This window comes from Prosthecobacter sp. (genome assembly GCF_049294395.1).
GTDB lineage: Bacteria > Verrucomicrobiota > Verrucomicrobiia > Verrucomicrobiales > Verrucomicrobiaceae > Prosthecobacter.
The window spans coordinates 13150-34663 of record NZ_JBAQCR010000162.1 but is presented as its reverse complement, the minus strand read 5'-3'; the positions used below and the strand labels follow the sequence as shown (position 1 = coordinate 34663).

Genomic DNA, 21514 nt, shown 5'->3' with positions numbered 1-21514 from the left:
ATGCCCGAAATTACTTCTTCAGCTGCCACTGCCGATTCTGTCATCCATGCCGCTCGCAAGGCGGTGGAGGTTCAGCGCGAAGCTGTTAAGGAGTTTCCGGGGAAAGCTCCCGGTCTGGTGCGCGCGCTTCAGGCGCTGGGAGATGCCCAGCGCGACGCGGGCGACATCGCCGGAGCGGAAGCGTCCTTTCTCGATGCTCTGGAGGCTGGGAAAAAGCTTGAAATGCCGGCGGATGTGATGGCCAATGTTCGCACGAGTCTCGCGACTCTGCTGGATTTCAACGGGCGGGAGGCGGATTCGCTGCCCTATTACGAGGAGGCGATCAGCAACCACGAAGCCTTGGGCGGTGACAATCTCGAGGTGGCGGCCCAGCTGCGCAACAACCTGGCCATGACCTACAAGTGCATGGACAAGTTTGCCCTGGCGGAGCAGCACTACCTGCGTGCGCTGGAGACCTTGGAAAACAAGCGCGGGCGTCAATCCGAGTCCGTGGCCTGCGTATTCAACAACTTGGGCAGCCTTTACTACGCGGCCGGCTTTCCAGATCAGGCCAAGGAAATGTTTGAGGACGGGCTGCAGATCCGCATCGAGGTCCTCGGTGAGAACCACCGGGATGTGGCCCAGTCCCTCTGCAATCTGGCCACGGCATGCCATGAACTTAAGGATAATGAGGCGGCTCAGCAGCATTTTGAGAAAAGCCTGAGGATCTTGGAGGCCCAGCTGCCCCAGGAAGAACGCAGCTATGAGGCCATCGGGGCCGATTACGTCGCCATGCTTGAGATCATTGGCGAGGAAGGCAAGGCCAGCGCCTTGAAAAAGCGCATGGAAAAGGTTCTGGCGTCAGTTTGATGCACGGTGGCGTTTGCCAAACGCTTCGTCCGCATGAAAGGTAGGAGCGGAAATGATTTCATCACCCCCTTTGCAAGAAAAAACCTGGACCGGCACCGCGGTGTCCGATGGGGTTGCGCATGCGGTGGTGCATGTCCTTAAGGATCACTTTGACGAGCCGGATGAGGATACCATCGAGCCCGGGACGGAAGCTAACCAAATGGAGCGCCTGCATGCCGCTCTGGCCGTCACCGCCAAAGAGATCGAAGAACTGCAGCGTGTGATGGCAGGGGAGCACGGCAGCGCCGAAAGCGAGATCTTTGAGACCCATCTTCTGATCCTGCAGGATTCCACGATTCTAAAGCAGACGGAAAAAATCGTGCGCGAGCAGCAGGTGTGTGTGGACTGGGCCTACTACAAGCTCATGTGCAAGCACATGGACGCCCTGCGCGGGCTTTCGGACGCCTACTTGCGTGAACGCTTTCTGGACGTGAAAGACGTGACGCATCGCGTCATGCGCCATTTGCGAGGAGAACTTCTGGATCACCCGATGTTTGATGAGCCGGTCATCGTCGTGGCGCATGATCTGACCCCTTCCGACACCGTGCAGCTGGATCGCAGCAAGGTCTTGGGCTTTGCACTGGAGACGGGCAGCGCAGTATCGCACGCAGCCATCATCGCCCGCTCCCTGGCACTTCCAGCGGTGGTGAGACTGCATGGCATCTGCGATGAACTGCACAGCGGTGACACCGTCCTGCTGGATGGTGAAGGCGGATTGCTGATTCAAAATCCAACCGCTGAAACTCTGGCGCGCTACCGCTTGCGGGAAGAGCAAGCTGAACGGCGCGAGGATGTCTTTCAACTGGAACGGCACAAACCCTCCCTCACACGCTGCGGCACCGCCATCTGCGTGGGGGCGAATGCGGAATTCATCGAGGAAATGAAGATCGTGGAGGACAGCGGCGCCGAGGAAGTCGGGCTGTTCCGCACGGAGTTCCTCCATCTGGAAAATCCGGATGCCACCGAAGACCAGCTCACCAAGGCCTACAGCAAAGTGGTGCAGTCCCAGGCTCCGAAGCGCGTCGTGTTCCGCACCCTGGATCTCGGCGGTGACAAGGTGGACGAACGTCTCGCTGTGGAGCCGGAGCCCAATCCCTTCCTCGGCTGGCGCGGCATCCGCCTTTCCTTGGGTCGGCTGGATCTCTTCAAGCGCCAGCTGCGTGCCCTGCTGCGCGCCGCCGTGCATGGTCGCGTGGGCATCATGTTTCCGATGGTGTCCGGCGTCCAGGAAGTGCTGGAGGCAAAAGCCGTTCTCAATGACTGCGCGGATGAACTCACCGCGGAAGGCGTGGATGTGCCGGATGAGATCGAGATCGGTGCCATGATCGAGATTCCCAGCGCAGCCCTGTCGGCGGATTTGATCGCGGCGGAAGTCGATTTCCTCAGCCTCGGGACGAATGACCTCATTCAATACACCATTGCGGTGGACCGCCTCAATGACCGTGTGGCAAAGCTCTACCAGCCCACCCACCCTGCCGTGCTGCGGCTCATCGGGATGTCGGTCCAGGCGGCGCGTGCGGCGGGCATCCGCATCGGCATGTGCGGTGAGATGGCGTCGGATCTGACTCTCACTCCCTTGATGATCGGTCTGGGATTGAATGAATTAAGTGTGGCCACCACGCAAATTGCCCGCGTGAAGCATGCCGTGCGTCGTCTCGACGTGCCGGAGTGCGAGGCCCTAGCGCAAGCCGTCCTGAAATGCACCAGCCCGGCCGAGATACGGGCTCTCAGCCGGGCTGTGGCGGACAAGAACTATCCCGAATTGTTCGAGTAGTCCTTTGGTTTTGAGGGGATTAAGCAGCGAGCTTGGGCTTGCTCTTGCGCACCAGCTTGGCTGGCTTCGGAGCCATCGTGGGGCGGAAGGCATCACCAAAGAGATACTGGCGGGCGCTGTCCACCTGGCCCATCACGCGGCGGTGCCATTTGGTGTATTCCTTGCCCAGACGTTCTTCGGCGTCATCGTGCTGCAGGGCGCTGTCGAGGCTCATGCGCTCGGTGCTCAGTTCGGCCTGGAAGGTGATTTCCGGGATGTGCAGCTCCACCGCTTCAAACATGTCCATCACGCGCGCGGCATAGCTGGTGTCCCAGACCTTGTCGTCTTCATCATAGCAGCTCGTCACCAGATGGGCGATCAGGTATTCGGCGTTGTCGGAGTAAACCTCCGCCGCATCGATGACCGAATCAAAGCTCTCATGATCAACCGTCACCGGCAAGACCACGGAGAGGGCCACTCCCGCCGCCTGAAGAATCTGGTCCATTTCGCAGCCTTGATAGAACTTGTTGAAGAACTCACCCAAGCCCGTGCTCACGTCCAAAATGGTCAGCGGGGAGGCATCCACATGGGCGAGGAAAGATCTCGGTGTCAATGAACTGGCATCAAGCGCGGTAACACCGGAAGCATTGTAGGAATCCTCTTCCGTGAGGGAGAGGAGCTGATGAGAGACTCCATACTGCTGGAGGTAACGGTGGAAGCAGAGCGCCAGGGTGCTCTTGCCGGTGCCAGGATAATCGTTTTGGATGAGGATGAGCTTCTTCATAATGATTTTCTTAAATTACAAAGTTATTATGGTGGTTATAATAAACATTGCAAGAATAAATATTTCGCATTTCCATAATTTCAACACCCTAAGGATATCTTTAGGAGCTGGAGGCTAGTAGATTCAAGGCTTGGAGCGTCATTCGCCCAATGGTGAAAAAAGTGACTCAAACCTTGGTCGAGCTGCCCCTTTACCCCCGGTGCACGCTGCAAATCTCCTTCGGACTGCCTAATTCAGCGCCAAGCCGTCCTTGCACAGCGGAAATGAGGCTCTAATATCGCGCTCGGCGCACCTCCTACCCCGTGGTGTAATGGTAACACAGGAGATTTTGATTCTCTCGTTCAAGGTTCGAATCCTTGCGGGGTAACCACCACAAATAGGGTGTTGGATTGGGTGACATCCACTTCTCACCGCCACCCATCATCGGGCGGCAGTGGCAGCAGCACCCGTGAAACTCTCATCCGTCAGCGTCTTGAGAAACGCCACGAGATCCGCTTTCTCCTGCGTCGTGAGTTGAATGCCAGCCTCCGGATGCTTGGCCAGGTTCGGGTCCAGCGTCGCGCTGCGTCGCACCCCGCTGCTGTAATGCTCCACCACTTCCTCCAGCGTGTTGAAGCGACCGTCGTGCATGTAGGGCGCGGTGAGGGACACGTTGCGCAGGCTCGGCGTTTTGAATTTCCCACGATCAGCCGCGTTTTTGGTCACCGCCATGCGGCCGAGGTCATCCTCCGCAAGTTCAAGTCCGTTGCTGGCAAACGGCTGGCTCGTGAACAGCGTGCCTCCGTGGCAGTGAAAGCAGTCCGCACCGCGCAGCCCGCGCTTGGGATCAAACTCCGTCACAAAGAGCTGCAGCCCGCGCTTCTCGCTCTCGCTCAGTTCCGCCACCTTGCGTGCCGCACGGTCAAAGCGTGATTCCTGCGAGACGAGTGTCAGCAAAAACTGCTCCAGCGCTTTCGCCACACGCTCCGGCGTGATCTCTGCGGAGCCAAACGCCTTCGCAAACGCCTGCGTGCACTCCGGATCCGCGCTCAGCTTGGCAATGACCTTGGGCAGCGTCTCATTCATCTCATGCACATCCTGAATCGGCATCAGCACCTGCTCCCGCAGCGTGGCGGCACGGCCATCCCAGAAGAAAGACGGCTGCCAGGCCAGATTGAACAAAGGCATCGCATTGCGCTTCCCCATCTGCTGCTGCGCACCGAGGCTGAAACGCCGTGCATCGGCAAAGGCACGCGCTTGGTCATGGCAGGAGGCGCAGGACTGCGTTTGGTTGACCGACAGCCGCGCGTCATGAAACAACTGCCGGCCCAGCGCCACGCCTTCCTGCGTCAGCGGATTGTCGGACGGCAGCTGCACCTGAGGAAAACGCTGCGTCATCGCCGGGGTCAGCGCATGAGTGCCAGCGGGAAGGGGAGCAGGCTTGGTGGCAAACGCCGGTGTCTGATACACATCGTAGTGCATGCTGCGCACCCGGAACGCCTTCTCGATGTTCGCCTTGAGCTTCGCCGCGAGGGCATCACCCGCGCGCGAATGGGTCGAAGTACCATCTTTGGCAAAGTCGATTCCTGCCAGCGCACGCTGCACATCAAACTCCAGCACCACTGTCAGCGGTCGCCCTCCACGAAAGGCCACTGGCACCTCCACCGTCATCAACTGCGGCGCATTGGCAATGTGATACGAGAACCCATTCTCCTTGCCGTCCTTCGAGAATCGGCCTTCCAGCGCCATGAAAATATACCCCCCCTGCCAGCCCCAGTGCAAGCCGTTGACCTGAGGATTGAGCGCATGAGTGGGCGCATAACCATTCGGGTCCGATTTGTTCGTGGCCTCATCCACACCGATGCGAAAGCGGATCCCCTTGTACTCGCCTGCAGGCATGCCCGAGACCTTCGCTGTCTGCCGACCCAACGCAGCACTTACGTACGCAAACCAGTCCTTCGACTCCAGCCAGGTGCCATCCTCTCTCTGCAAAGCCAGCCCTGAGAGCAGGCAATCAAGTCGAGTCACCTTGGCCGCATCCACATGCGCCAGCGGCTCATTCAGCCGCAGCGTCTGTCCATTCACCACCGGCACAATCTGCAACTGTAGGTCCTGCCCCCATGCAGACAGCCCGAGCATCCAAGTCACCATCGCCCAAACCCCAAGCGGCATCTTGGAAAGCAGGGTTCTCATGAAGATGCAGTGCATAAACAACGACCTTTATCGTGGGCGGCACACTTTTTAGAATGAGAATAGACTCACAAGTCAGGTGTTTGTAAGACGGAGGCCCGGTGGCCGCCATGTCGCTCATATGGGCTTGAGGCCCACGCCTTAAAGTCAGCTCACTCGGTTTGAGTAGTACGCATCAGGCACTGAGAGACCTCAGTCCCACCTCAGCCAATCCGACGGCGACGCCGCAGTGTCCATGCGAGGCCGCAACTTGCAATGAGGACGGCTCCGCCGGGCTCCGGCACAGGGGTAAAACCACCGATCACGAGCCCATCCTGCCAGTTGTTCGGGTCGGCTTCGCTATAGAAAGTATTAACGGTGAAGTAGCTGTGCTGGGCCACGTAGCTGTCGAAAAAGCCCGGGGTGTCTTTGGAGGCCACGTCACTCAGGATGCTCTGGAAAAGCGCAGAGCGGGCGTCACCCGTCGGCGTGCCGAGCGGGGCAAAGTAGTCCAGATAGTCGCTCATGTCCGTGAAGTCCGACTTCGGCGGCTTGCCTGCGGTCTGCGAGAGGAAATCCTGAATGGCGAACATCGCATTGAAGAAAGGGTCGTTATTACCGAAGTCATGGTAGTCGCCGCTCTGCTCGAGGAACCGGCCCGAGGCACCAGCCAGGGTGTTCCAAGGCAGATACGTGTCGAGAACGTACTCCATCACGGCCACTTGTTTCGGAACGATGCCGGAATAGAAAAGAGGATCGGACTGGTAGATGTTGTTCCGTTCAACGTTCTGCACTGTCCAGCCATTCTGAAGCGACAAGGTGTCTGCGCTGATGGTCTGGTTGCTCAAAGCAGGCTCGCCAGGCTCGATGCAAAACCACCAATAGGTCTGCCCGCCAATGACATACTCGCCAATCGCATCGCCATTGTTATCCAGTCCGGTCACGCTGACGGTTGCAGCCGTTGCCGTGACGGTGCAGGCCGCAAATAACAGGGGAATGAGACTTCGGAATGTCATTGTTATGTGAAATTTATGATCATCACTCAATAAATCTAGCTTTATTTTTATGACAATTATAAAAATATAACAATTAACCAGTGCTTCGCCACTAATTAATCAGCCAAAGCGCTGGCTTGCCAATGGGTGGTCCGATCCTACGCTGCGAATCCTGATGCCTCGTTCCTCTCAAGCCTTTCCGTGGCGGCTTGCCATCGCTTTCATGGCTGTCTGCTATCTTTTGGCAGACCTGTACGCCTTCAAAGGCCCGCTGCATAAGATGTGTCTAAAGAGTCAGGGCAGGGGAGTAGCCGCAGAGGTGGATGGCCAACCGATCACACGGCAGGAACTGGAGGCGGCGATGCGGGAGCAACTGTGGAAGTGCAATGCAGCATGGGACAGTCTCAGTCCAGAGGCTCGCCAGCAGACACGCTCACAGGTTTTGGAAAATCTGGTGAACGATCGCCTCCTGCGCGCCAGCCGCAGCAAAAGCAGTTCCGACACAGGCTTGTCAAAGGACGCAGTGAAACGTGAGTCGGAGCGGATGCAGCGGCAGTTTGCCGATGCGGCGGAATTTCCCAAACGTCTGGCTGCCCAGCACCTCACGCCAAAATCTCTGGAAGCCCGGATCAAGGACGCACAGCAGGATGAAGCATGGATTGAGACGGCAATTCAGGCTCGATTCAAGGCTGTATCGCCGCAGGAACTGCGCGCCTGGTACGCCGAATTCAAAGAGACGCTGCGCATTCCTCAGGCACATCATGCCGCGCACATTTTCCTCACCCGGCATGACCCAGCGAAGCCAGACCGTTCAGCAGAGATCCGCGAGATCCATCGCCAGCTCTTGGCAAAGGAGAAGACCTTTGCGCAACTGGCGAAGGAAGATTCCGAGGACGATCGCAGCAAAAATTTGGGCGGCGATCTCGGCTGGTTCACGCAGCAGCGAATGCCGTCGGATTTCATCGCGGTGGTCGAAAAGATCAAGGTCGGCCAGCTCAGCGAGCCCGTGCAGACCCAACTCGGCTGGCATCTCATCATCGTGCTGGAGCGTCACGCCTCACGGCTGCCTGCATTGGCAGAAGTAACACCCGAGATCACCGCGCTGCTCACCACCAAACGGCGCGAAGTGGCGCTGAAGGCCCTCCTCGCTGAACTACGGGAACGCTCGCCGCAGCCGGTGGTTTACCACGCTGCGGTCATTGATCACGCTGCACCGGCACCTTGATCCAATCGGCGGCGTGCGCGCCACTTCCTGATTTCTTCAATCCACAGCACGCTGCTGCCGATGAGGCCGAGGAGGAAGACGTCCGCCAGCGGGATCGGCACCGTGTGGAAAATGTGGTTCATCGATGCGTTGTAGATGACGAGGAGGTGCAGCGCATTCCCAAGAATGAGTCCACCGACGAGCCACCGGTTGCGCAGCACATCGAGGCTGATCGCGGATTGGGTGGCGCTGCGGCAGTTGAGAACATTGAACCACTGCGTCACCGCGATCAGGGTGAAGGTCTCCGTCTGCACCAGAGCAAACGGAACGCCACTGGCCTGCCGCCACATGAAGAAACCAAAGACCGCCACCACCGCGGTGATGACCATGAGCAGCAGTCGTTGCAGCATCGGTCCTGTGATGAGCTGTTCGTTCATGGGCGTCGGTTGGCGGCGCATTTCATCGCCCTCCAGCCCTTCCATGATCAGGTTCACCGTCACCGCTCCTTCGGTCACGATGTTAATCCACAGGATCTGCACCGCCGCCAGCGGCAGCGGGTAGCCACACAGCAGCGCCAGCAGCAGGATGACGACTTCGTCAATGGAGGTGGCGAACAGGAACAGCACCACCTTCTTGAGGTTCTGATACACCAGCCGTCCCTCCTCGATGGCTTTCACGATGGTGGCGAAGTTGTCATCCGTGATGATGATTTTCGCCGCACCCTTGGCCACCTCCGTGCCGGTGATGCCCATGGCCACGCCCACATCTGCTGCGGCCAGCGCCGGTGCGTCATTCACACCGTCTCCGGTCATGGCCACGACCTGCTTCTGCGACTGAAAGGCTTTGACGATCCGCAGCTTCTGCGCCGGATGCACCCGCGCAAAAACAGAGATGCGGTCCAGGCTGCCACGCAGTTCGTCTTCAGACATCGCTTCGAGCTCGGCACTGTCCACGGCGATGTCACCCAGCCTCGCGATGCCCAGCTCAGTCGCGATCGCAAGCCCGGTGGCCTTGTGATCTCCCGTGACCATCACCGGCCGGATGCCCGCCGCCAGGCACTCGACCACCGCCGCCTTCACCTCTTCACGCGGTGGATCCATTTGGCCCAGCAGCCCGAGAAAGCGCAGCCTCCCGCGCCAGGGTTCAAAACCAGCCTTCTCATCAAGCGGGACGTCATAGATCTCCGCCACGGCGAGCACCCGCAGAGCCTGCGCCGCGAGTTCTTCGGACGTTTGCTGAAGCTTGGCCAAATCCAGCGTCGTTTGATCGCAGAGTTCGAGCAGCTTCTCAGGCGCCCCTTTGAACAACACCCGGTACTTCCCATCATTGTCATGCTGCGTGGCCATCATCTTCTCGGCTGAGTCAAAGGGGATCTCCGCGCCGCGCGGCCAGTCCAGGCTCAGCGTTTCAGGTTTCACTCCACCTTTGTGCGCCAGCGTGAGCAGCGCGGCCTCGGTGGGGTCTCCCAGCGGTCGCCAGCGCGTTTCTTCACCATCTGGCGGCACCAGATTCGCATCGTTGCACAGGGAGATGGCCTCCAGCAAAACTTTGACCGCATCGTCGTCATGGCCATCGCCGGTAAGTTTGCCTTCGGGCGAATAACCTGCTCCCGTCGCTTCAATTTGTCGTCCATCCGGCAGGATCAGCTTGGTGACGGTCATCTCGTTCTTCGTCAGCGTGCCAGTCTTGTCGCTGCAGATGATGCTGGTGGATCCAAGCGTCTCCACGGCGGCAAGTCGCCGCACGATGGCACCGCGCCGTGCCATGCGCTGCATGCCCACTGCCAGCGCAATCGTCATGGCTACCGGCAGGCCCTCGGGCACCATCGAAACCATCTGACTGATGGCCACCATGAAAATGGTCACGAAGGGAATGCCGCGCAGCAGGCCAAAGCCGACGATCAAAACAAAGAGCACAATGGACGCAATCACCAGCCAGTTCCCAAACTGCTTGAGCCGCAGTTCCAGCGGTGTTTTGGGTTGCTCCGCAGACGTCGTCATGCGGGCAATTTTTCCCACCTCCGTCTGCAGGCCCGTGGCCACCACCACCGCACGCCCACGGCCTGCGGTAAGGTGTGTGCCGGAGTAGATCATGTTCCTGCGGTCTCCCAGACCTGCGTCTTCAGTCACCACTTCCGTGCTTTTGACCACTGGCAGCGACTCTCCCGTGAGCTCGGCCTCAGTGGCTTCCAATGCAGCGGCTTCCAGCAGCCGCGCATCCGCACCCACCTGATCTCCAGCTCCCAGCAAAAGGATGTCTCCTGGCACCAGTTCCCGTGCTTCGATGATCGACTCCTTGCCATCCCGAATGACGCGCACCTTCAGCGCCGAAAGCTTGCGCAGCGCCGTCATGGAATGCTCCGCCCGCCCTTCCTGCACCGCACCGATAAGCGCATTGATCAGCACGACGATCAGGATCACCACCGCATCACTGGCATGCCCCATTGCAAAGGAGATCACCGCCGCGACAAACAGAATGTAGATCAAAGGACTCGCGAACTGCGCTGCAAACACCCGCCACAGCGGCTTGTGCTTATCCTCTGGAAGCTCATTAAGCCCATGCTGTTTCAGTCGTTCAGAGGCCTCGCTGCCGCTCAGTCCGGCCTGTGCATCGGTCTGCAGCGCCGTCACAGTCTTGTCAGATTCTACAGCGTGCCAGATGAGCGGTGTAAGTGCCTGCATGCCCCACGATAAATTGGATCACGACAAGCGCCATGGGTAATGCACCCCATGGGTGCAAATGACCTGACACAGAGGCGGTCGTTGCGCTGTGGCAAATGCGCGCTAAGGGCGTGGGCATGAAACAAAACGTTGGCATTCTCGGGCTCGGCATCATCGGCAGTCGTGTGGCGGACAATCTGCGCAAGGCGGGGCATGAGGTGTTTGTCTGGAGCCGCAGCGCGCGCCCCGTGCCCAACTTTCTCGCATCACCTCATGAGGTGGCCGAGGCGGCTGGCATCATCCAGATCTTCGTGCGCGACAGTGTGGCGCTGATCGAGGCGATCGAGGACATGAAGCCCGCTCTCAAGGCCGGGCATCTCGTCATGAATCACGCCACCGTCAGCAAAAAAGCCACGCTGCAGGCCGCCAAGCTCGTCGAGGAAACCGGCGCAGCCTTTCTCGACGCGCCATTCACCGGCAGCAAGATGGCCGCACAGAACGGCAAGCTCAGCTACTACATCGGCGGCAGTGATCTGCTGCTGGAGCGCGCCCGGCCCGTTCTCGAAGCTAGCGCTGCCAAGATCCTGCCTCTCGGGGCCATCGGCGAAGCCATGGTGCTCAAAATCGTCACCAACCTCGTCTCCGCTGTCATCGTCGAGGCCGTGGCCGAAGCGGCGGACATCACCAAGGCCAATGGCATCTCGCTCGAACGCCTGCACGAAGCCCTGGAGTCGAACGCCAACTACTCCACCCTCATCGGCATGAAGCTCCCCGCCATCATCAAGAGCGACTTCGAGCCCCACTTTGCCCTGCGTAACATGCTCAAGGACGCCGACTTTGCCCGCGAACTCGCAGCAGAGGCAAAGCTCAAGACCCCCGCCCTCGACTGCACCGCTGCCGCCATGCGCGCCGGAGTGGACGCCGGCAAAGGCGACCTCGATTTCAGCGTCATCGGCCAGCGCTAAACTGACCGCGCACACGCGCACGGACACCATCGTCCTCGATCACAGCGCCTTGCTTCAAGTTCCCAAGTCACCACCCCACCTCCGCCCAAGCGCCAGCCTCATCGTACGTAGTTCGGGCTTCAGCCCGTCCGGCTTCCGGCTCTTCGTATTGTAGTACCGGCTTTAGCCGGCCTGGAATCCGAATCCCGCCCCATCCCACCCACCAGCCGCTGCCTCCCCCAATGACTCTCCGCGCCCTCCCCATCCTCTTCCTCATAGCTCTCACCAGCTTCACCTTCGCTCACGACACCCCTGCTCCCACCACACCCAGCGCAGACCGCATGAAGGTGCTCGTCTTCTCCGCCACAGCCTACTACCGCCATCCCGACATCCCCGCCATCAACCGCTGGCTGGTGCTGCTCGGCCATGAAAACGGCTTCGATGTGGACATCACCGAGAGCCCGAAAGACCTCATGCCTCAGGTGATTGCCAAGTACGATGTGCTGCTGCTCAACAACGCCAACGAACTCGACAAGATCATCCCCGAGGCCCAGCGGCAGTCGGTGGAGGCATGGTTTGCCAGCGGGAAGAAAGGCGTCGTCGGCCTGCATGCGGCTCTCGTGCATCAAACCGGCTGGCCATGGTTGAACCAGTTGGGCGGCTGCGACTTCAACAGCGACTCGGATTTCTCCAAGGCAAAAGTAATCGTCGATCCCGCCGCAAAAGACCATCCCGCTGTGAAAAGCCAGCCTGCGGAATTTTTCATCGAGGCCGACTGGACCAATCACGACCGCTCCGTCACCGGCCTGCCCGGCTTCCAAGTCCTGCTGCGCGTGGATGAGAACACCTACACACCCGTGCGCGACTATTTCAAAACCCGCGGCGGCAAGCCCATGGGCGCGGATCATCCCATCGCTTGGACGCATGAGCCGGCGGCAGGCGGTCGCTTTTTCTACACCGAGTTCGGCCACGATCTGCGTTCACTGAGCACCCCCTTCGTCCGCCAGCATGTGCTGGAGGGCATCCGCTGGGCTGCTGCAGGCAGGAAAACTGAAGGCAAAGCGACCAAGTAGTACACGCTCATGATCCACACACCCACACTTCTCACCATCCTGCTGCTCTCATTCACCAGCGCAGCATCCGCCGCCGATGAACCCGTTCTCTGGGATCTGGCCAAAAACGAAATCCCTGCGGCGCACAAGTCCGGCGCGGTGGAAAAAGCAGACGGCGTGGTGAAACTGCGCGATGGCGCATCCTTCGCCGTGCCTGCGGAAGCTTTTCCTGACCAGAAGAACTTCACCGTGCAGGTCACCCTTTCGCTCGATGCCCTAGTGCAGGACGCCGTCTTCACCTTGATGAACAAGCAGAGCGGAGTGAAGGACGACGGCTTCGCCATGTTCTTCAACTACAAGGACAAGCCCTACTATGCGCGACAGGTGAACTCGGTCGTGAACAAGATCCTCATGGTCGGCGGCGCGCTCAACGGTCGAAACGAGCCGGAGATCAACAAGCCCGTCACATTCACCATGGCCGTGCGCAACGGCCTGGCCACCTTCTACATCAATGACGCTCCCATCAAAAAATGCTACATGGAGCTCATCCCAAATGGCGAACCCATGTGGATTGGGCGCAACGACAACGCGAAGGCCAAAACCATGCCGGTGACGGTGCATGCCGTGAAGGTCTTCGGCCCCGCCTACAGCTACGTCTCGAAGAAGGAGACCACTGGCGCGTTTCCACGCGGCGCGGTCGCCGGAAAAGGCTGGGCGCTGGACGTGCCGAAGGTCGAGCACCCGGAGTGGCCCAAGGTGCTGATCTACGGCGACTCCATCTCGGGAGGCTACAGCGGCCCTTTCATTGCCGAGATGCTCAAGCAGCACGTCTATGTCTTCCACTGCGTCCACTTCGTGGGTCGTGACGTGCCCGAGCAGGCGCTGACAGAGATGGGCGGACGGTTCAAGTTTGACGCGGTGGTCTTCAACAATGGCCTGCATTCCCTGGGCTGGACACCGGACAAAGTCCCCGACACTCTCGTGATGGAGCGGATGCAGAAGCTGACACGTTGCTTCAAGACCGGCGCACCGCAGGCAAAAATCTTCTACCTCATGACCACGCCGCATACGGCAGCACGTCCTGCGCCCGATAAACCCGTCACCGCCTTTGGCGACAAGAATGACGTGGTGCTGCGCCTCAACACGCTTTCCGCCCAGGTGATGAAGCAGGAAAATGTCGAAGTAATCGATGCTTATGCTTTGCTTGCCGCGCACCTTGATCTCGCCTCTGGCGACAATTTCCATTGGCAGTCGCAGGCGTATCAGCTCCTCAGCCAGCAGATCACCGGTCGCGTCTTGCCGGCAGTGGGGAAGGGGAAGTGACCATAAGGTTGGCACCGCTTCAGCATTGTGTAGTATTGCTTGTCCATTCCAAAAACACACGCCGATCGCACTTGCCACTGCATGCGCCTTTGACGAGGGATGCCGCACATCCCCTCACGTTTATGACTATAGCCATTTTGTATCTCATCGCCGGTGTCGTGCTCGCTTGGTTTGGCGGTGAACTCTTTGTGAAAGGCGGCGTGGGGCTGGCCGCTTGGGCTCGCTGGCCCACGGCAGTCATTGGCGTCACTGTCGCTGCATTCGGGACATCCTCCCCGGAGCTCATGGTCGCCATCCATGCTGCGCGCGATGGTGTGCCACAGATTTCCCTCGGCGATGTGCTGGGCAGCAACGTCGTCAATGTCTCCCTTGTGCTCGGTCTGGTTCTGTCGTTCTCCGGCATGAAGGCGGAGGACAGCGGTGTGCTGCGGGACTGGTTCGTCTCCCTGCTGGTGCCGGGCATTGTGTATGCCTTGCTCATGGACGGCTGGTTCTCTCGCTCGGATGCCATGATCATGATGGGCATCTTCTTCGTCTGGCTCCTGGTGGTGATCTCCCATGCCCGCACCCATGCGGCGGCTCAAGCAGCACCAGCGCAAAAAGTGCCATTGGCTCGGATGGTGGGCTGCATCCTTGTTGGCCTGATTTTGTTGATCAGTTCGGCCCAGTTCGTCGTGCATGGCGGCACAAAGATTGCTGCGGCACTGGGCTGGAGTCCTTTCATCGTGGGGGCGGTCATCGTCGCGATGGCCACCAGCACTCCAGAACTTGCCACCACTCTCATTGCCCGCATGCGCGGCCATCATGATGTGGGCCTGGGCAATATACTGGGAAGCAACATCTTCAATGTGATGTTCATCGCCTCTGTTGCCGCCTTCATCCACCCCTACAAGGTGAACCTGCCTGAGATCATGCCAAGCCTGCTCTTTGGTGCGCTGACCACCCTGCTGATCATTCCCGGCCCTGGCGGCTACATCGGCCGCTTCCGCGGCTTCCTCCTGCTGGCTGTGTATGCGGTCTATGTCATGCTGTCCTTGGACCACAGCGCTGCGCATTGACGGCAGGTTTCGCGATTGACGGCAAAGACTGGCGCTTGCAACTAAAGAGCATGCCAGAACTGAAGAGCCCAGCCGCATCTGATGATTCGCTCCTGCCTGAAGGGGCGGCATCATCCAGACCGTGGTTGATCTGGCTGGTGGGGGCCGCCGCCTGCGGCACCTTGGTTTTGGTCGTGACGCACCTCACCGAAGAGGAGGAGTTTCTGCGTTTGTTAAACCAGATCAATGTGTCCTGGCTCGTCCTGGCTCTGCTGCTGCAATCGGGCACTTACATACTACAGGGCATCGTCTGGCGCGTGGTTGTCAGCGCGGGTGGACAGGTGCTGTCCTTGGGCAAATCCTTTGAGCTGAGTCTTGCCATGCTCTTTGTGGATCAGGCGCTGCCATCCGGTGGCATCAGCGGCGTGGCGGTGGTGTCCGGTGCCCTCTCACGTCTGGGCATGCCACGTGCCGTTGTCGCGTCTGCGGTGTTGGTGGACGTGGCGCTGTATCACCTCGCCTATGCCTCCTGCATGGCCGTGGCTCTAGGAGTGACCCTCTACCATGCCTATCTGCCTGGATGGGTGAACGCCGCCATGCTGGTCTTTCTGCTGGTGGAACTGGGTGTGGTTGCCTTTCTGATCTACCTGCCCAGCGGAGGCTTGAACTGGGTGAAAACCAGACTCCAGCGTTTCACCAAACTGACTCGCCTCCTGCAATGGGTGGAGCACGCACCCGCCGGCTCATTTAAAAACCACCGCGTGCTGCTCCTCGCCTTCGTCATGCACGCGCTGATCTTTGTGCTGGATGCCGCAACGATCTGGGTGGCGGCCCGCGCTCTCGGCGTGACGTCATCCCTCGGCGGCGTGTTTGCCAGCTTCATGGTTTCAAATTTGTTCCGCACCATCGGCATCATCCCGGGTGGCCTTGGCACCTTTGAAACAGCCTCCGTCATGGCCTTGAAAAGCATTGGCATGCCGCTCTCAGTCGGCCTGTCAGCCACGTTGCTATTCCGTGGCCTCAGCTTCTGGCTGCCCATGATTCCCGGTCTGATCTGCTCACGGCGTCTCCTGCGAAACCGCCGCGATTAATGGGGCGCTGCCGCCTGCTCCAGCTTTGCGAACATCACCCGCTTCACCACCTCGCTGGTCAGCAAATAAAGCATGGTGATGATCACAAGCGTGGCCATGAAATACCAGGGCAGGGGAACAAGGCCAAACATGGCGCCAAGAGCGGTGTAAGGCAGCACGATGGTGCTGCCGGCGACGACGAGCGTGGCGATGGCGAGGATGCGGCCGGGTTTGCTCTGGAAGATCGAGCGATGCGTGCGAATGACCATGACGATGAACAGCTCCGTCATGAGTGATTCGATGAACCACCCCGTTTGAAACTGCGCCTCGCTCGCCTGTAGCATCAGCAGCAGCGCGCCGAAGGTGAGGTAGTCAAACACCGAGCTCACGAGGCCGAAGGCCACCATGAAACGCCGGATGAACTTCTGGTCCCAGCGCCGCGGCTTCAGCACCTGCTCGGGATCCACGCTGTCCGTCGCAATGGTCAGCGCAGGCAGGTCGGAGAGGAAGTTGTTGAGCAAAATCTGCTTCGGCAGCAGCGGCAAAAACGGCAGGAACAGGGATGCCCCCGCCATGCTGAACATGTTTCCAAAATTCGCGCTGGTGGTGATGAAGATGTATTTCAGCGTATTCGCAAACGTGATGCGCCCATTGCGCACACCCCGCGCGAGAACACCCAGATCATGCCGCAGCAGCACGATGTCCGCCGCCTCCTTGGCCACATCCACCGCTCCCTCCACCGAGATGCCCACGTCCGCCGCATGCAGCGCGGAGGCGTCATTGATCCCATCACCCAGATAACCCACCACATGCCCGGCTTTGCGCAGCGCGATCAGGATTCGCTCCTTCTGGTTCGGCTCCGTTTCCGCAAAGATGTCCACCTCGCTCACGCGATTGATCAACGCGGCGTCGTTCATCTGGTGCAGCTCTTCACCCGTGAGTACATCCGGCCTCGCAATGCCCATCTGCGTGCCCAGGCGCTGGGCCATGAGGCGGTTGTCTCCCGTGATCACCTTGAAGTCCACCCCCAGCTGCCGCAGCTCTTGAATCGCCTCGGCCGCACCCGCTTTGGGCGGGTCATCAAACAGCAGAAAGCCTGTGAAGGTCATCTCCTGCTCGTCATCCTTGTTGATCACGGGATCGTCGGTCACATCCCGGTTGGCCACTCCCAGTACTCGATGGCCGGCATTGCTGTAGTCGGCAAATCGCTGCAGCAAATCGGCATGAAACTCCGCCATCGGTTGATCCCCCTTGGGTGTGGACACCTTGGTGCAAACCGCCAGCACATTGGCAAAGGCCCCCTTGGTGATCATGACATGGCGTCGTGCCGCGTCGGCGTGCTCCACCACAACGCTGAGCCGCTTGCGGATGAAGTCATAGGGCACTTCATCAAACTTGCTGAAGGTGCTCAAATCGAGGCCGGCTTCCGCACGCAGCGCGGCGTCGATCGGATTCGTGAAGCCGCTTTCAAAAGTGGCGTTCAACACGGCTTGCAGTCGCACCAGTTCGCTGGCACTGCCCTGCGCATCATACGCCCCCAGCAGCTTGACGCGCCCTTCAGTGAGCGTGCCCGTCTTGTCAGAACACAACACGTTCATGCTGCCAAAGTTTTCAATTGAGGACAGCCTGCGCACGATGACCTGGTCCTCCGCCATGCGCTTCGCGCCGCGCGCCAGCGTGATGCTCACGATGGCCGGCAGCAGTTCCGGCGTCATGCCCACAGCAAGGGCCAGCGCAAACAAGAACGACTCCAAGACCGGGCGGTGGAAGAAAACATTGATGGCAAAAATCGCGATGACGAAAACGAGCGTCACCTTGATCAGCATCTCACCAAAGCGGCGCAGCCCGCGCTCAAAATCCGTCTCCGGCGCGCGCAGCCTCAGCCTCTCGGAGATGGCGCCAAACTCCGTCTCCGCGCCGGTGTGCACCACCAGCACACGCGCCGTGCCGCTCACCACATGCGTGCCTTCAAACACCGCGTTGAAGCGTTCGCTCTGCCTCGCGTTTTCAGCCACCGCACCGACCTTCTTCTCCGCAGGATAGCTTTCACCCGTCAGCGCGGATTCATCGACAAACAGATCCTTGGATTCAATCAGCAGCCCGTCCCCTGGAATGGTGTCTCCCGCGCTCAGCATCACCACATCCCCTGAGACAATCTGATCGGCCGGCAGATCCATCGTCTTGTTATCACGCAGCACGGTGGCCTTCGCCTGGATCACCGCCAGCAGCGCCGCCACCGCATTCGCTGCACGATATTCCTGCCAAAATCCGAGCAGCGTGCTCATCAGCACCACCGTCGAGACGATCACCACGTCCATCTTGTCGCCAAGGAAGGAGGAGATCACCATGGCCACAAGCAGCAAAATCACCAGCGGGCTGCGGAATTGATTCAGCAGCAGCCGCGATGGGCCGCCGCCAGATTTGTGCACTCCGGCTTTGTCCCGCGCCATCCTTGCCGCAGCCTCAGAGGACGTCAGGCCATCTCGGTTTGAACTGACCTGCGCCAGTGCGGCGTCAATAGTAAGCAGGTGAATGTCCATGCGCACCACCTGTCAGGCGCAGCCACGAAATTTGCAATGACACAATCTCTGTTCCCACCTCTGCCTGCTCCGAACCCTACTGGAATCCAGTAGGAGTGACGAAGGGATATTGCGCATGGACAGAGCACGCAGTTGCCCACTAGCTCAAGGTGCACACAACCATGAACAAGCACGCCACCAGCTTGGAATGCTCTCTGGACTGTCCATGGAGAGGCAGTTGCATGTGCCTGCGGCTTCTCGTGAAGCCGAGCGTCGTGCTAGGTGGCCACCTCGGCAGCGCGCAGTTCTCAGGCGTGAAGTCGATGTACTACCCCCATGAGTTGCCACCCTGTGTGAGGCCGGACGGCAGTCTGCACTGGGACAATCAGGAAGATGATCCTGAAGACGCGCTGCTAGTCTGGGCAGACGCCGACCCCTTGTTGTGAGATCTAGGCTAACTCGAATTCAACGGCCTTGCGGCATCTTGGCGGCATCTTTTTCACAGCAAATCTCAAAGGCTTTCAGCACGCCCAGTCCCAGGAGGACCGGCGGCAGCAGCCGCGTCGCGATGCTCGCCGTCGCTCTGGCCAGCACGCGTGAGGGCAGGAGATTGAGTATCAGGCCCGTGCCCAGTGCCACCACCACCACTTTCGTCGGTTCACGTCGCACACATTCTTCCACTCGCTTCAGAGTTTGGTGAATGGAGAGCTCAGCTGCGTGCGGTGGCGTTTGAGGATTCATGGCAGATTAAACGTATCCCATCTCGCTTAGGTGGCTTCACGCATCTTGCGTGAAGCTGGGCGGAAGATGCTCTCAAACCGACATCCTCGCCACCTCATTTTCCCAGTCGTTCCAGCAGATTCTGCGTGATGCGTATCACTGCGGCATCACCACCCTGCAGGCCGTGCGCCCAGTCGGTGGTGGCGGCGGTGAAAACCGTGCCTCCACGTGTGTAGAGTCCCAGACAGGCCGCGCCCGTGCGTCCCTTCTCCCACTGCTCATACCATTCCGCATCATCGGGGTGCCAGCGCACCGGGCATGTGGCTAGGACTTCAAAGGTCTTCGGCGTGCCATCCTTGAAAGTCGGAAATGGCAGGCCTTCCTTCCATTGGAGTTCACAGCCATCGCATTCATAGCCCACGATGGTGTCCTTGCCGCCGAACTTGTCGCCACGCTTCAAACCGGTGCCTGCCAGCACCCAGTGGTCGGGGCGGTGCACCTCATACTCCGCCGGATCAGTCATGAACTGCCCATGGCTTTTGCGATAGCCACCCCACAGAAAGCCGACCCCCGTCAGTTCGTTCTCAGGACGCTTCAGCAGATGATGGCTCCATGCCGTGCTCAGCGTTTTGAAGTCACGCGTCGCGAAGACGGGGTCCAGGTGGTAGTTCTGTTTGCAGCAGGTGAAGGCGCGGCCGTTGTCTTCGGCACGTACCTGCCAGCAGCACGTGTTCCCGCTGAAGAAGGCCACATTGCCACCCTTGCCGATCCACGCTTCCAGGTTGTCCCGCATCGGCGTGCTCCAGTACTCATCATGGCCCACGCTCAGCACCAGCTTGTAGCTCGTCAGCATCTCCGGGCGAAATTCCAGATCGTCATTCGCGGCGAATTCCAACGCGTAGCCATTCTTCTCCGCCCATTGCACAAAGGGCAGCTCCCACCGCGCAAACTGCGAAGGACCAGGCCGCTCGAAGCTCACCCGATGCCCCTGGTTGTTCGAAAGGCTGTTGTAGGCATACACAGAAAATCCGCCCCAGTTGTTGTAGGCGTTGTACGTGTTCGTGCAAAGCTGCAGCAGGATCTTCGAGGTCGTGCCCGGTTGGGCCTGCCGCACAATAAACCACGTGCTGCTCTCTGCGGTGCGTTTGCCACGGTGCGTCCATTTGCCGCCCGCATCAGCCGCACGCAGGCTCACTTCATAGTAGCCGCTTTTCCACGCTGCACCGCTGGGCACGCGCACACTCTCCGGCCAGCGGCAGCCATTCGCAGACGCATCCTCCGGCACCGGATGGGCAGCACCGGGCACATCCGATTTCTTCCACACGACCTCCCGCGTGGCGCCCAGGCGCGCCACCTCGATCTCATACTTCGCCGCCGTCGTACTCACATGGATCGGAATTTCCTCCCCCTGCGCGATGCTCCGCTGCCCGGCATAGCCTTCGATGAACAGCGGTGCTGGATCCGCTGCATGCAGAGATGAGACGGCGAATAAGAGGAGAGCGAGAGTGCGGCGCATGCATACCGCTACGCGTGAGAAGGGCCGGCGCTTTCACGAAGCTCGATAGCAGTCTGGAGTATCGTCATCAGTCCGTTGAGTAAACGAAACATGCTCCCAACCGTAGGATGGGGATGGCGACAGCCCACCCGTCTGCGAGGATGTTGAAAACGTCCCACGATTTCAGTGCTCTCCAAGCCCGCACCGCAGCAAGCCCTACTGCTCCGCCTCAGACAGCTTCGCCGCTTCGCGCTTCAGGATGCGTCCCACCCGATGCTTCGCCAGGTACACCTGTGCCGCATTGACGCCAAGCTCCTTCTTCACGCGCTCAGGGCTCCAGCCCTTGATCACATAGCAGGAGAAAATCTGGAACTGACGCGGAGACACCAGCGCACGCACCCGGCGCAGCGCGATGTCCATCACCTTGTCCTGCCACTCTTTTTCCCACAGCTTCTCCAGCGCCACGCCATTCGGATCCGCGCAGCGATCGATCGGCGCCGTGCGGCGCTCGTCGGTTTCGTCCGCGTACAGATTGGCCTCACGGCTCTGCTGCTTCTTGCGTCGGCGGAACTGGTCCAGAATGCGCCAGCGTGCCTGGTTGAGGAGGAAGGATTTGAAGGAGCCCAGGCTGGTGTCGAACTTCTTCTTCTGCAGGTTCTTGGCCACGCCGATGAAGGTCTCCTGCACCACATCATTGGCCTCGTCATCACTCAGGCCCGTCTTGCGCGCCACGTGGAAGACGAAACCCGAATAGGTGCGGTAAAATTCATCCCAGCTGGCCCAATCATCCCAGTTGTCCAATTTTTCAATGAGCGTCTTCCGGGTCGGGGGCGATCCAGAGGTCTCTCTGAGGAGTTCTTCAGTTTCAGCGACTTTCGGGAGGTCGGACATGCGGGGGTGGATAGTAACGGCGGCTTGAGTG

The 21514-nt window shown here is 59.6% G+C and carries 17 protein-coding genes and 1 tRNA gene; 10 read left to right on the top strand and 8 right to left on the bottom strand.

Features of this window, described 5'->3' with window-relative positions; genetic code table 11:
- Positions 1 to 849, top strand: a complete 849-nt coding sequence (locus WAW39_RS10900; protein ID WP_422318653.1) for a tetratricopeptide repeat protein — start codon at positions 1 to 3, stop codon at positions 847 to 849.
- 70 nt (positions 850 to 919) lie between these two features.
- Positions 920 to 2662, top strand: coding sequence for a phosphoenolpyruvate--protein phosphotransferase (gene ptsP / locus WAW39_RS10895; RefSeq protein ID WP_422318651.1), 1743 nt, complete (start codon positions 920 to 922; stop codon positions 2660 to 2662).
- Between the two features lie 19 nt (positions 2663 to 2681).
- Here ptsP and WAW39_RS10890 read toward each other — a convergent pair whose 3' ends face one another.
- Positions 2682 to 3425, bottom strand: a complete 744-nt coding sequence (locus WAW39_RS10890) for a hypothetical protein (protein WP_422318649.1) — start codon at positions 3423 to 3425, stop codon at positions 2682 to 2684.
- A 296-nt stretch (positions 3426 to 3721) separates the two neighbouring features.
- On the opposite strand from WAW39_RS10890, the gene WAW39_RS10885 reads away from it, so the two are divergent.
- Positions 3722 to 3795: transfer RNA gene (locus WAW39_RS10885), tRNA-Gln, on the top strand.
- A 50-nt stretch (positions 3796 to 3845) separates the two neighbouring features.
- Here the strand turns inward: WAW39_RS10885 and WAW39_RS10880 are convergent.
- Together WAW39_RS10880 and WAW39_RS10875 are read right to left on the bottom strand one after the other, a co-directional pair.
- Positions 3846 to 5597 carry an MbnP family protein gene (locus WAW39_RS10880; RefSeq protein ID WP_422318647.1) on the bottom strand — a complete coding sequence of 584 codons (1752 nt, stop codon included), beginning with the start codon at positions 5595 to 5597 and terminating at the stop codon, positions 3846 to 3848.
- A gap of 200 nt (positions 5598 to 5797) precedes the next feature.
- Entirely contained in the window at positions 5798 to 6589 is a 792-nt protein-coding gene (locus WAW39_RS10875) for a hypothetical protein (RefSeq protein ID WP_422318645.1), read from the bottom strand.
- A 154-nt stretch (positions 6590 to 6743) separates the two neighbouring features.
- Between WAW39_RS10875 and WAW39_RS10870 the strand changes: the two genes are divergently transcribed.
- Entirely contained in the window at positions 6744 to 7793 is a 1050-nt protein-coding gene (locus WAW39_RS10870; protein ID WP_422318643.1) for a peptidylprolyl isomerase, read from the top strand.
- Here the strand turns inward: WAW39_RS10870 and WAW39_RS10865 are convergent.
- Positions 7772 to 10453 carry a cation-translocating P-type ATPase gene (locus WAW39_RS10865; protein WP_422318641.1) on the bottom strand — a complete coding sequence of 894 codons (2682 nt, stop codon included), beginning with the start codon at positions 10451 to 10453 and terminating at the stop codon, positions 7772 to 7774. The two genes, WAW39_RS10870 and WAW39_RS10865, sit on opposite strands and share 22 nt — an antisense overlap.
- Before the next feature lie 116 nt (positions 10454 to 10569).
- On the opposite strand from WAW39_RS10865, the gene WAW39_RS10860 reads away from it, so the two are divergent.
- The 5 genes from WAW39_RS10860 to WAW39_RS10840 all read left to right on the top strand — a co-directional run bounded on the left by WAW39_RS10860 (position 10570) and on the right by WAW39_RS10840 (position 15879).
- A complete protein-coding gene (locus WAW39_RS10860; protein ID WP_422318639.1) occupies positions 10570 to 11397 on the top strand; it encodes an NAD(P)-dependent oxidoreductase in 828 nt (275 codons plus the stop codon).
- A gap of 221 nt (positions 11398 to 11618) precedes the next feature.
- On the top strand, positions 11619 to 12449 hold the full coding sequence (locus WAW39_RS10855) for a ThuA domain-containing protein (RefSeq protein ID WP_422318637.1): 831 nt from the start codon (positions 11619 to 11621) through the stop codon (positions 12447 to 12449).
- A gap of 9 nt (positions 12450 to 12458) precedes the next feature.
- A complete protein-coding gene (locus WAW39_RS10850; protein ID WP_422318635.1) occupies positions 12459 to 13751 on the top strand; it encodes a hypothetical protein in 1293 nt (430 codons plus the stop codon).
- Positions 13752 to 13873: 122 nt separating this feature from the next.
- Positions 13874 to 14809 carry a sodium:calcium antiporter gene (locus WAW39_RS10845; RefSeq protein ID WP_422318633.1) on the top strand — a complete coding sequence of 312 codons (936 nt, stop codon included), beginning with the start codon at positions 13874 to 13876 and terminating at the stop codon, positions 14807 to 14809.
- A gap of 50 nt (positions 14810 to 14859) precedes the next feature.
- Entirely contained in the window at positions 14860 to 15879 is a 1020-nt protein-coding gene (locus tag WAW39_RS10840) for a lysylphosphatidylglycerol synthase transmembrane domain-containing protein (protein WP_422318631.1), read from the top strand.
- Here WAW39_RS10840 and mgtA read toward each other — a convergent pair.
- Entirely contained in the window at positions 15876 to 18398 is a 2523-nt protein-coding gene (gene mgtA, locus WAW39_RS10835) for a magnesium-translocating P-type ATPase (protein WP_422318629.1), read from the bottom strand. The two genes, WAW39_RS10840 and mgtA, sit on opposite strands and share 4 nt — an antisense overlap.
- A 161-nt stretch (positions 18399 to 18559) precedes the next feature.
- Here mgtA and WAW39_RS10830 point away from each other — a divergent pair, with 161 nt between their 5' ends.
- On the top strand, positions 18560 to 18823 hold the full coding sequence (locus WAW39_RS10830) for a hypothetical protein (RefSeq protein ID WP_422318627.1): 264 nt from the start codon (positions 18560 to 18562) through the stop codon (positions 18821 to 18823).
- A gap of 19 nt (positions 18824 to 18842) precedes the next feature.
- On the opposite strand, the gene WAW39_RS10825 is transcribed toward WAW39_RS10830, so the two are convergent.
- The 3 genes from WAW39_RS10825 to WAW39_RS10815 all read right to left on the bottom strand — a co-directional run bounded on the left by WAW39_RS10825 (position 18843) and on the right by WAW39_RS10815 (position 21483).
- Complete coding sequence (locus tag WAW39_RS10825; RefSeq protein WP_422318625.1) at positions 18843 to 19118, bottom strand: hypothetical protein; 276 nt, start codon at positions 19116 to 19118, stop codon at positions 18843 to 18845.
- Positions 19119 to 19212: 94 nt separating this feature from the next.
- Positions 19213 to 20613, bottom strand: a complete 1401-nt coding sequence (locus WAW39_RS10820; RefSeq protein ID WP_422318623.1) for a N,N-dimethylformamidase beta subunit family domain-containing protein — start codon at positions 20611 to 20613, stop codon at positions 19213 to 19215.
- A 195-nt stretch (positions 20614 to 20808) separates the two neighbouring features.
- Positions 20809 to 21483: a sigma-70 family RNA polymerase sigma factor gene (locus tag WAW39_RS10815; protein WP_422318621.1), complete on the bottom strand. Its 675-nt coding sequence runs from the start codon at positions 21481 to 21483 to the stop codon at positions 20809 to 20811.
- Positions 21484 to 21514 lie beyond the last annotated feature (31 nt).

Excerpts from the sequence above, each read along its gene's own strand:
- WAW39_RS10900 (WP_422318653.1), top strand. The coding sequence starts at position 1 with ATGCCCGAAATTACTTCTTCAGCTGCCACTGCCGATTCTGTCATCCAT.
- WAW39_RS10890 (WP_422318649.1), bottom strand. The coding sequence starts at position 3,425 with ATGAAGAAGCTCATCCTCATCCAAAACGATTATCCTGGCACCGGCAAG.
- WAW39_RS10880 (WP_422318647.1), bottom strand. The coding sequence starts at position 5,597 with ATGAGAACCCTGCTTTCCAAGATGCCGCTTGGGGTTTGGGCGATGGTG.
- WAW39_RS10875 (WP_422318645.1), bottom strand. The coding sequence starts at position 6,589 with ATGACATTCCGAAGTCTCATTCCCCTGTTATTTGCGGCCTGCACCGTC.
- WAW39_RS10870 (WP_422318643.1), top strand. The coding sequence starts at position 6,744 with ATGCCTCGTTCCTCTCAAGCCTTTCCGTGGCGGCTTGCCATCGCTTTC.
- WAW39_RS10865 (WP_422318641.1), bottom strand. The coding sequence starts at position 10,453 with ATGCAGGCACTTACACCGCTCATCTGGCACGCTGTAGAATCTGACAAG.
- WAW39_RS10860 (WP_422318639.1), top strand. The coding sequence starts at position 10,570 with ATGAAACAAAACGTTGGCATTCTCGGGCTCGGCATCATCGGCAGTCGT.
- WAW39_RS10855 (WP_422318637.1), top strand. The coding sequence starts at position 11,619 with ATGACTCTCCGCGCCCTCCCCATCCTCTTCCTCATAGCTCTCACCAGC.
- WAW39_RS10850 (WP_422318635.1), top strand. The coding sequence starts at position 12,459 with ATGATCCACACACCCACACTTCTCACCATCCTGCTGCTCTCATTCACC.
- WAW39_RS10845 (WP_422318633.1), top strand. The coding sequence starts at position 13,874 with ATGACTATAGCCATTTTGTATCTCATCGCCGGTGTCGTGCTCGCTTGG.
- WAW39_RS10840 (WP_422318631.1), top strand. The coding sequence starts at position 14,860 with ATGCCAGAACTGAAGAGCCCAGCCGCATCTGATGATTCGCTCCTGCCT.
- mgtA (WP_422318629.1), bottom strand. The coding sequence starts at position 18,398 with ATGGACATTCACCTGCTTACTATTGACGCCGCACTGGCGCAGGTCAGT.
- WAW39_RS10830 (WP_422318627.1), top strand. The coding sequence starts at position 18,560 with ATGAACAAGCACGCCACCAGCTTGGAATGCTCTCTGGACTGTCCATGG.
- WAW39_RS10825 (WP_422318625.1), bottom strand. The coding sequence starts at position 19,118 with ATGAATCCTCAAACGCCACCGCACGCAGCTGAGCTCTCCATTCACCAA.
- WAW39_RS10820 (WP_422318623.1), bottom strand. The coding sequence starts at position 20,613 with ATGCGCCGCACTCTCGCTCTCCTCTTATTCGCCGTCTCATCTCTGCAT.
- WAW39_RS10815 (WP_422318621.1), bottom strand. The coding sequence starts at position 21,483 with ATGTCCGACCTCCCGAAAGTCGCTGAAACTGAAGAACTCCTCAGAGAG.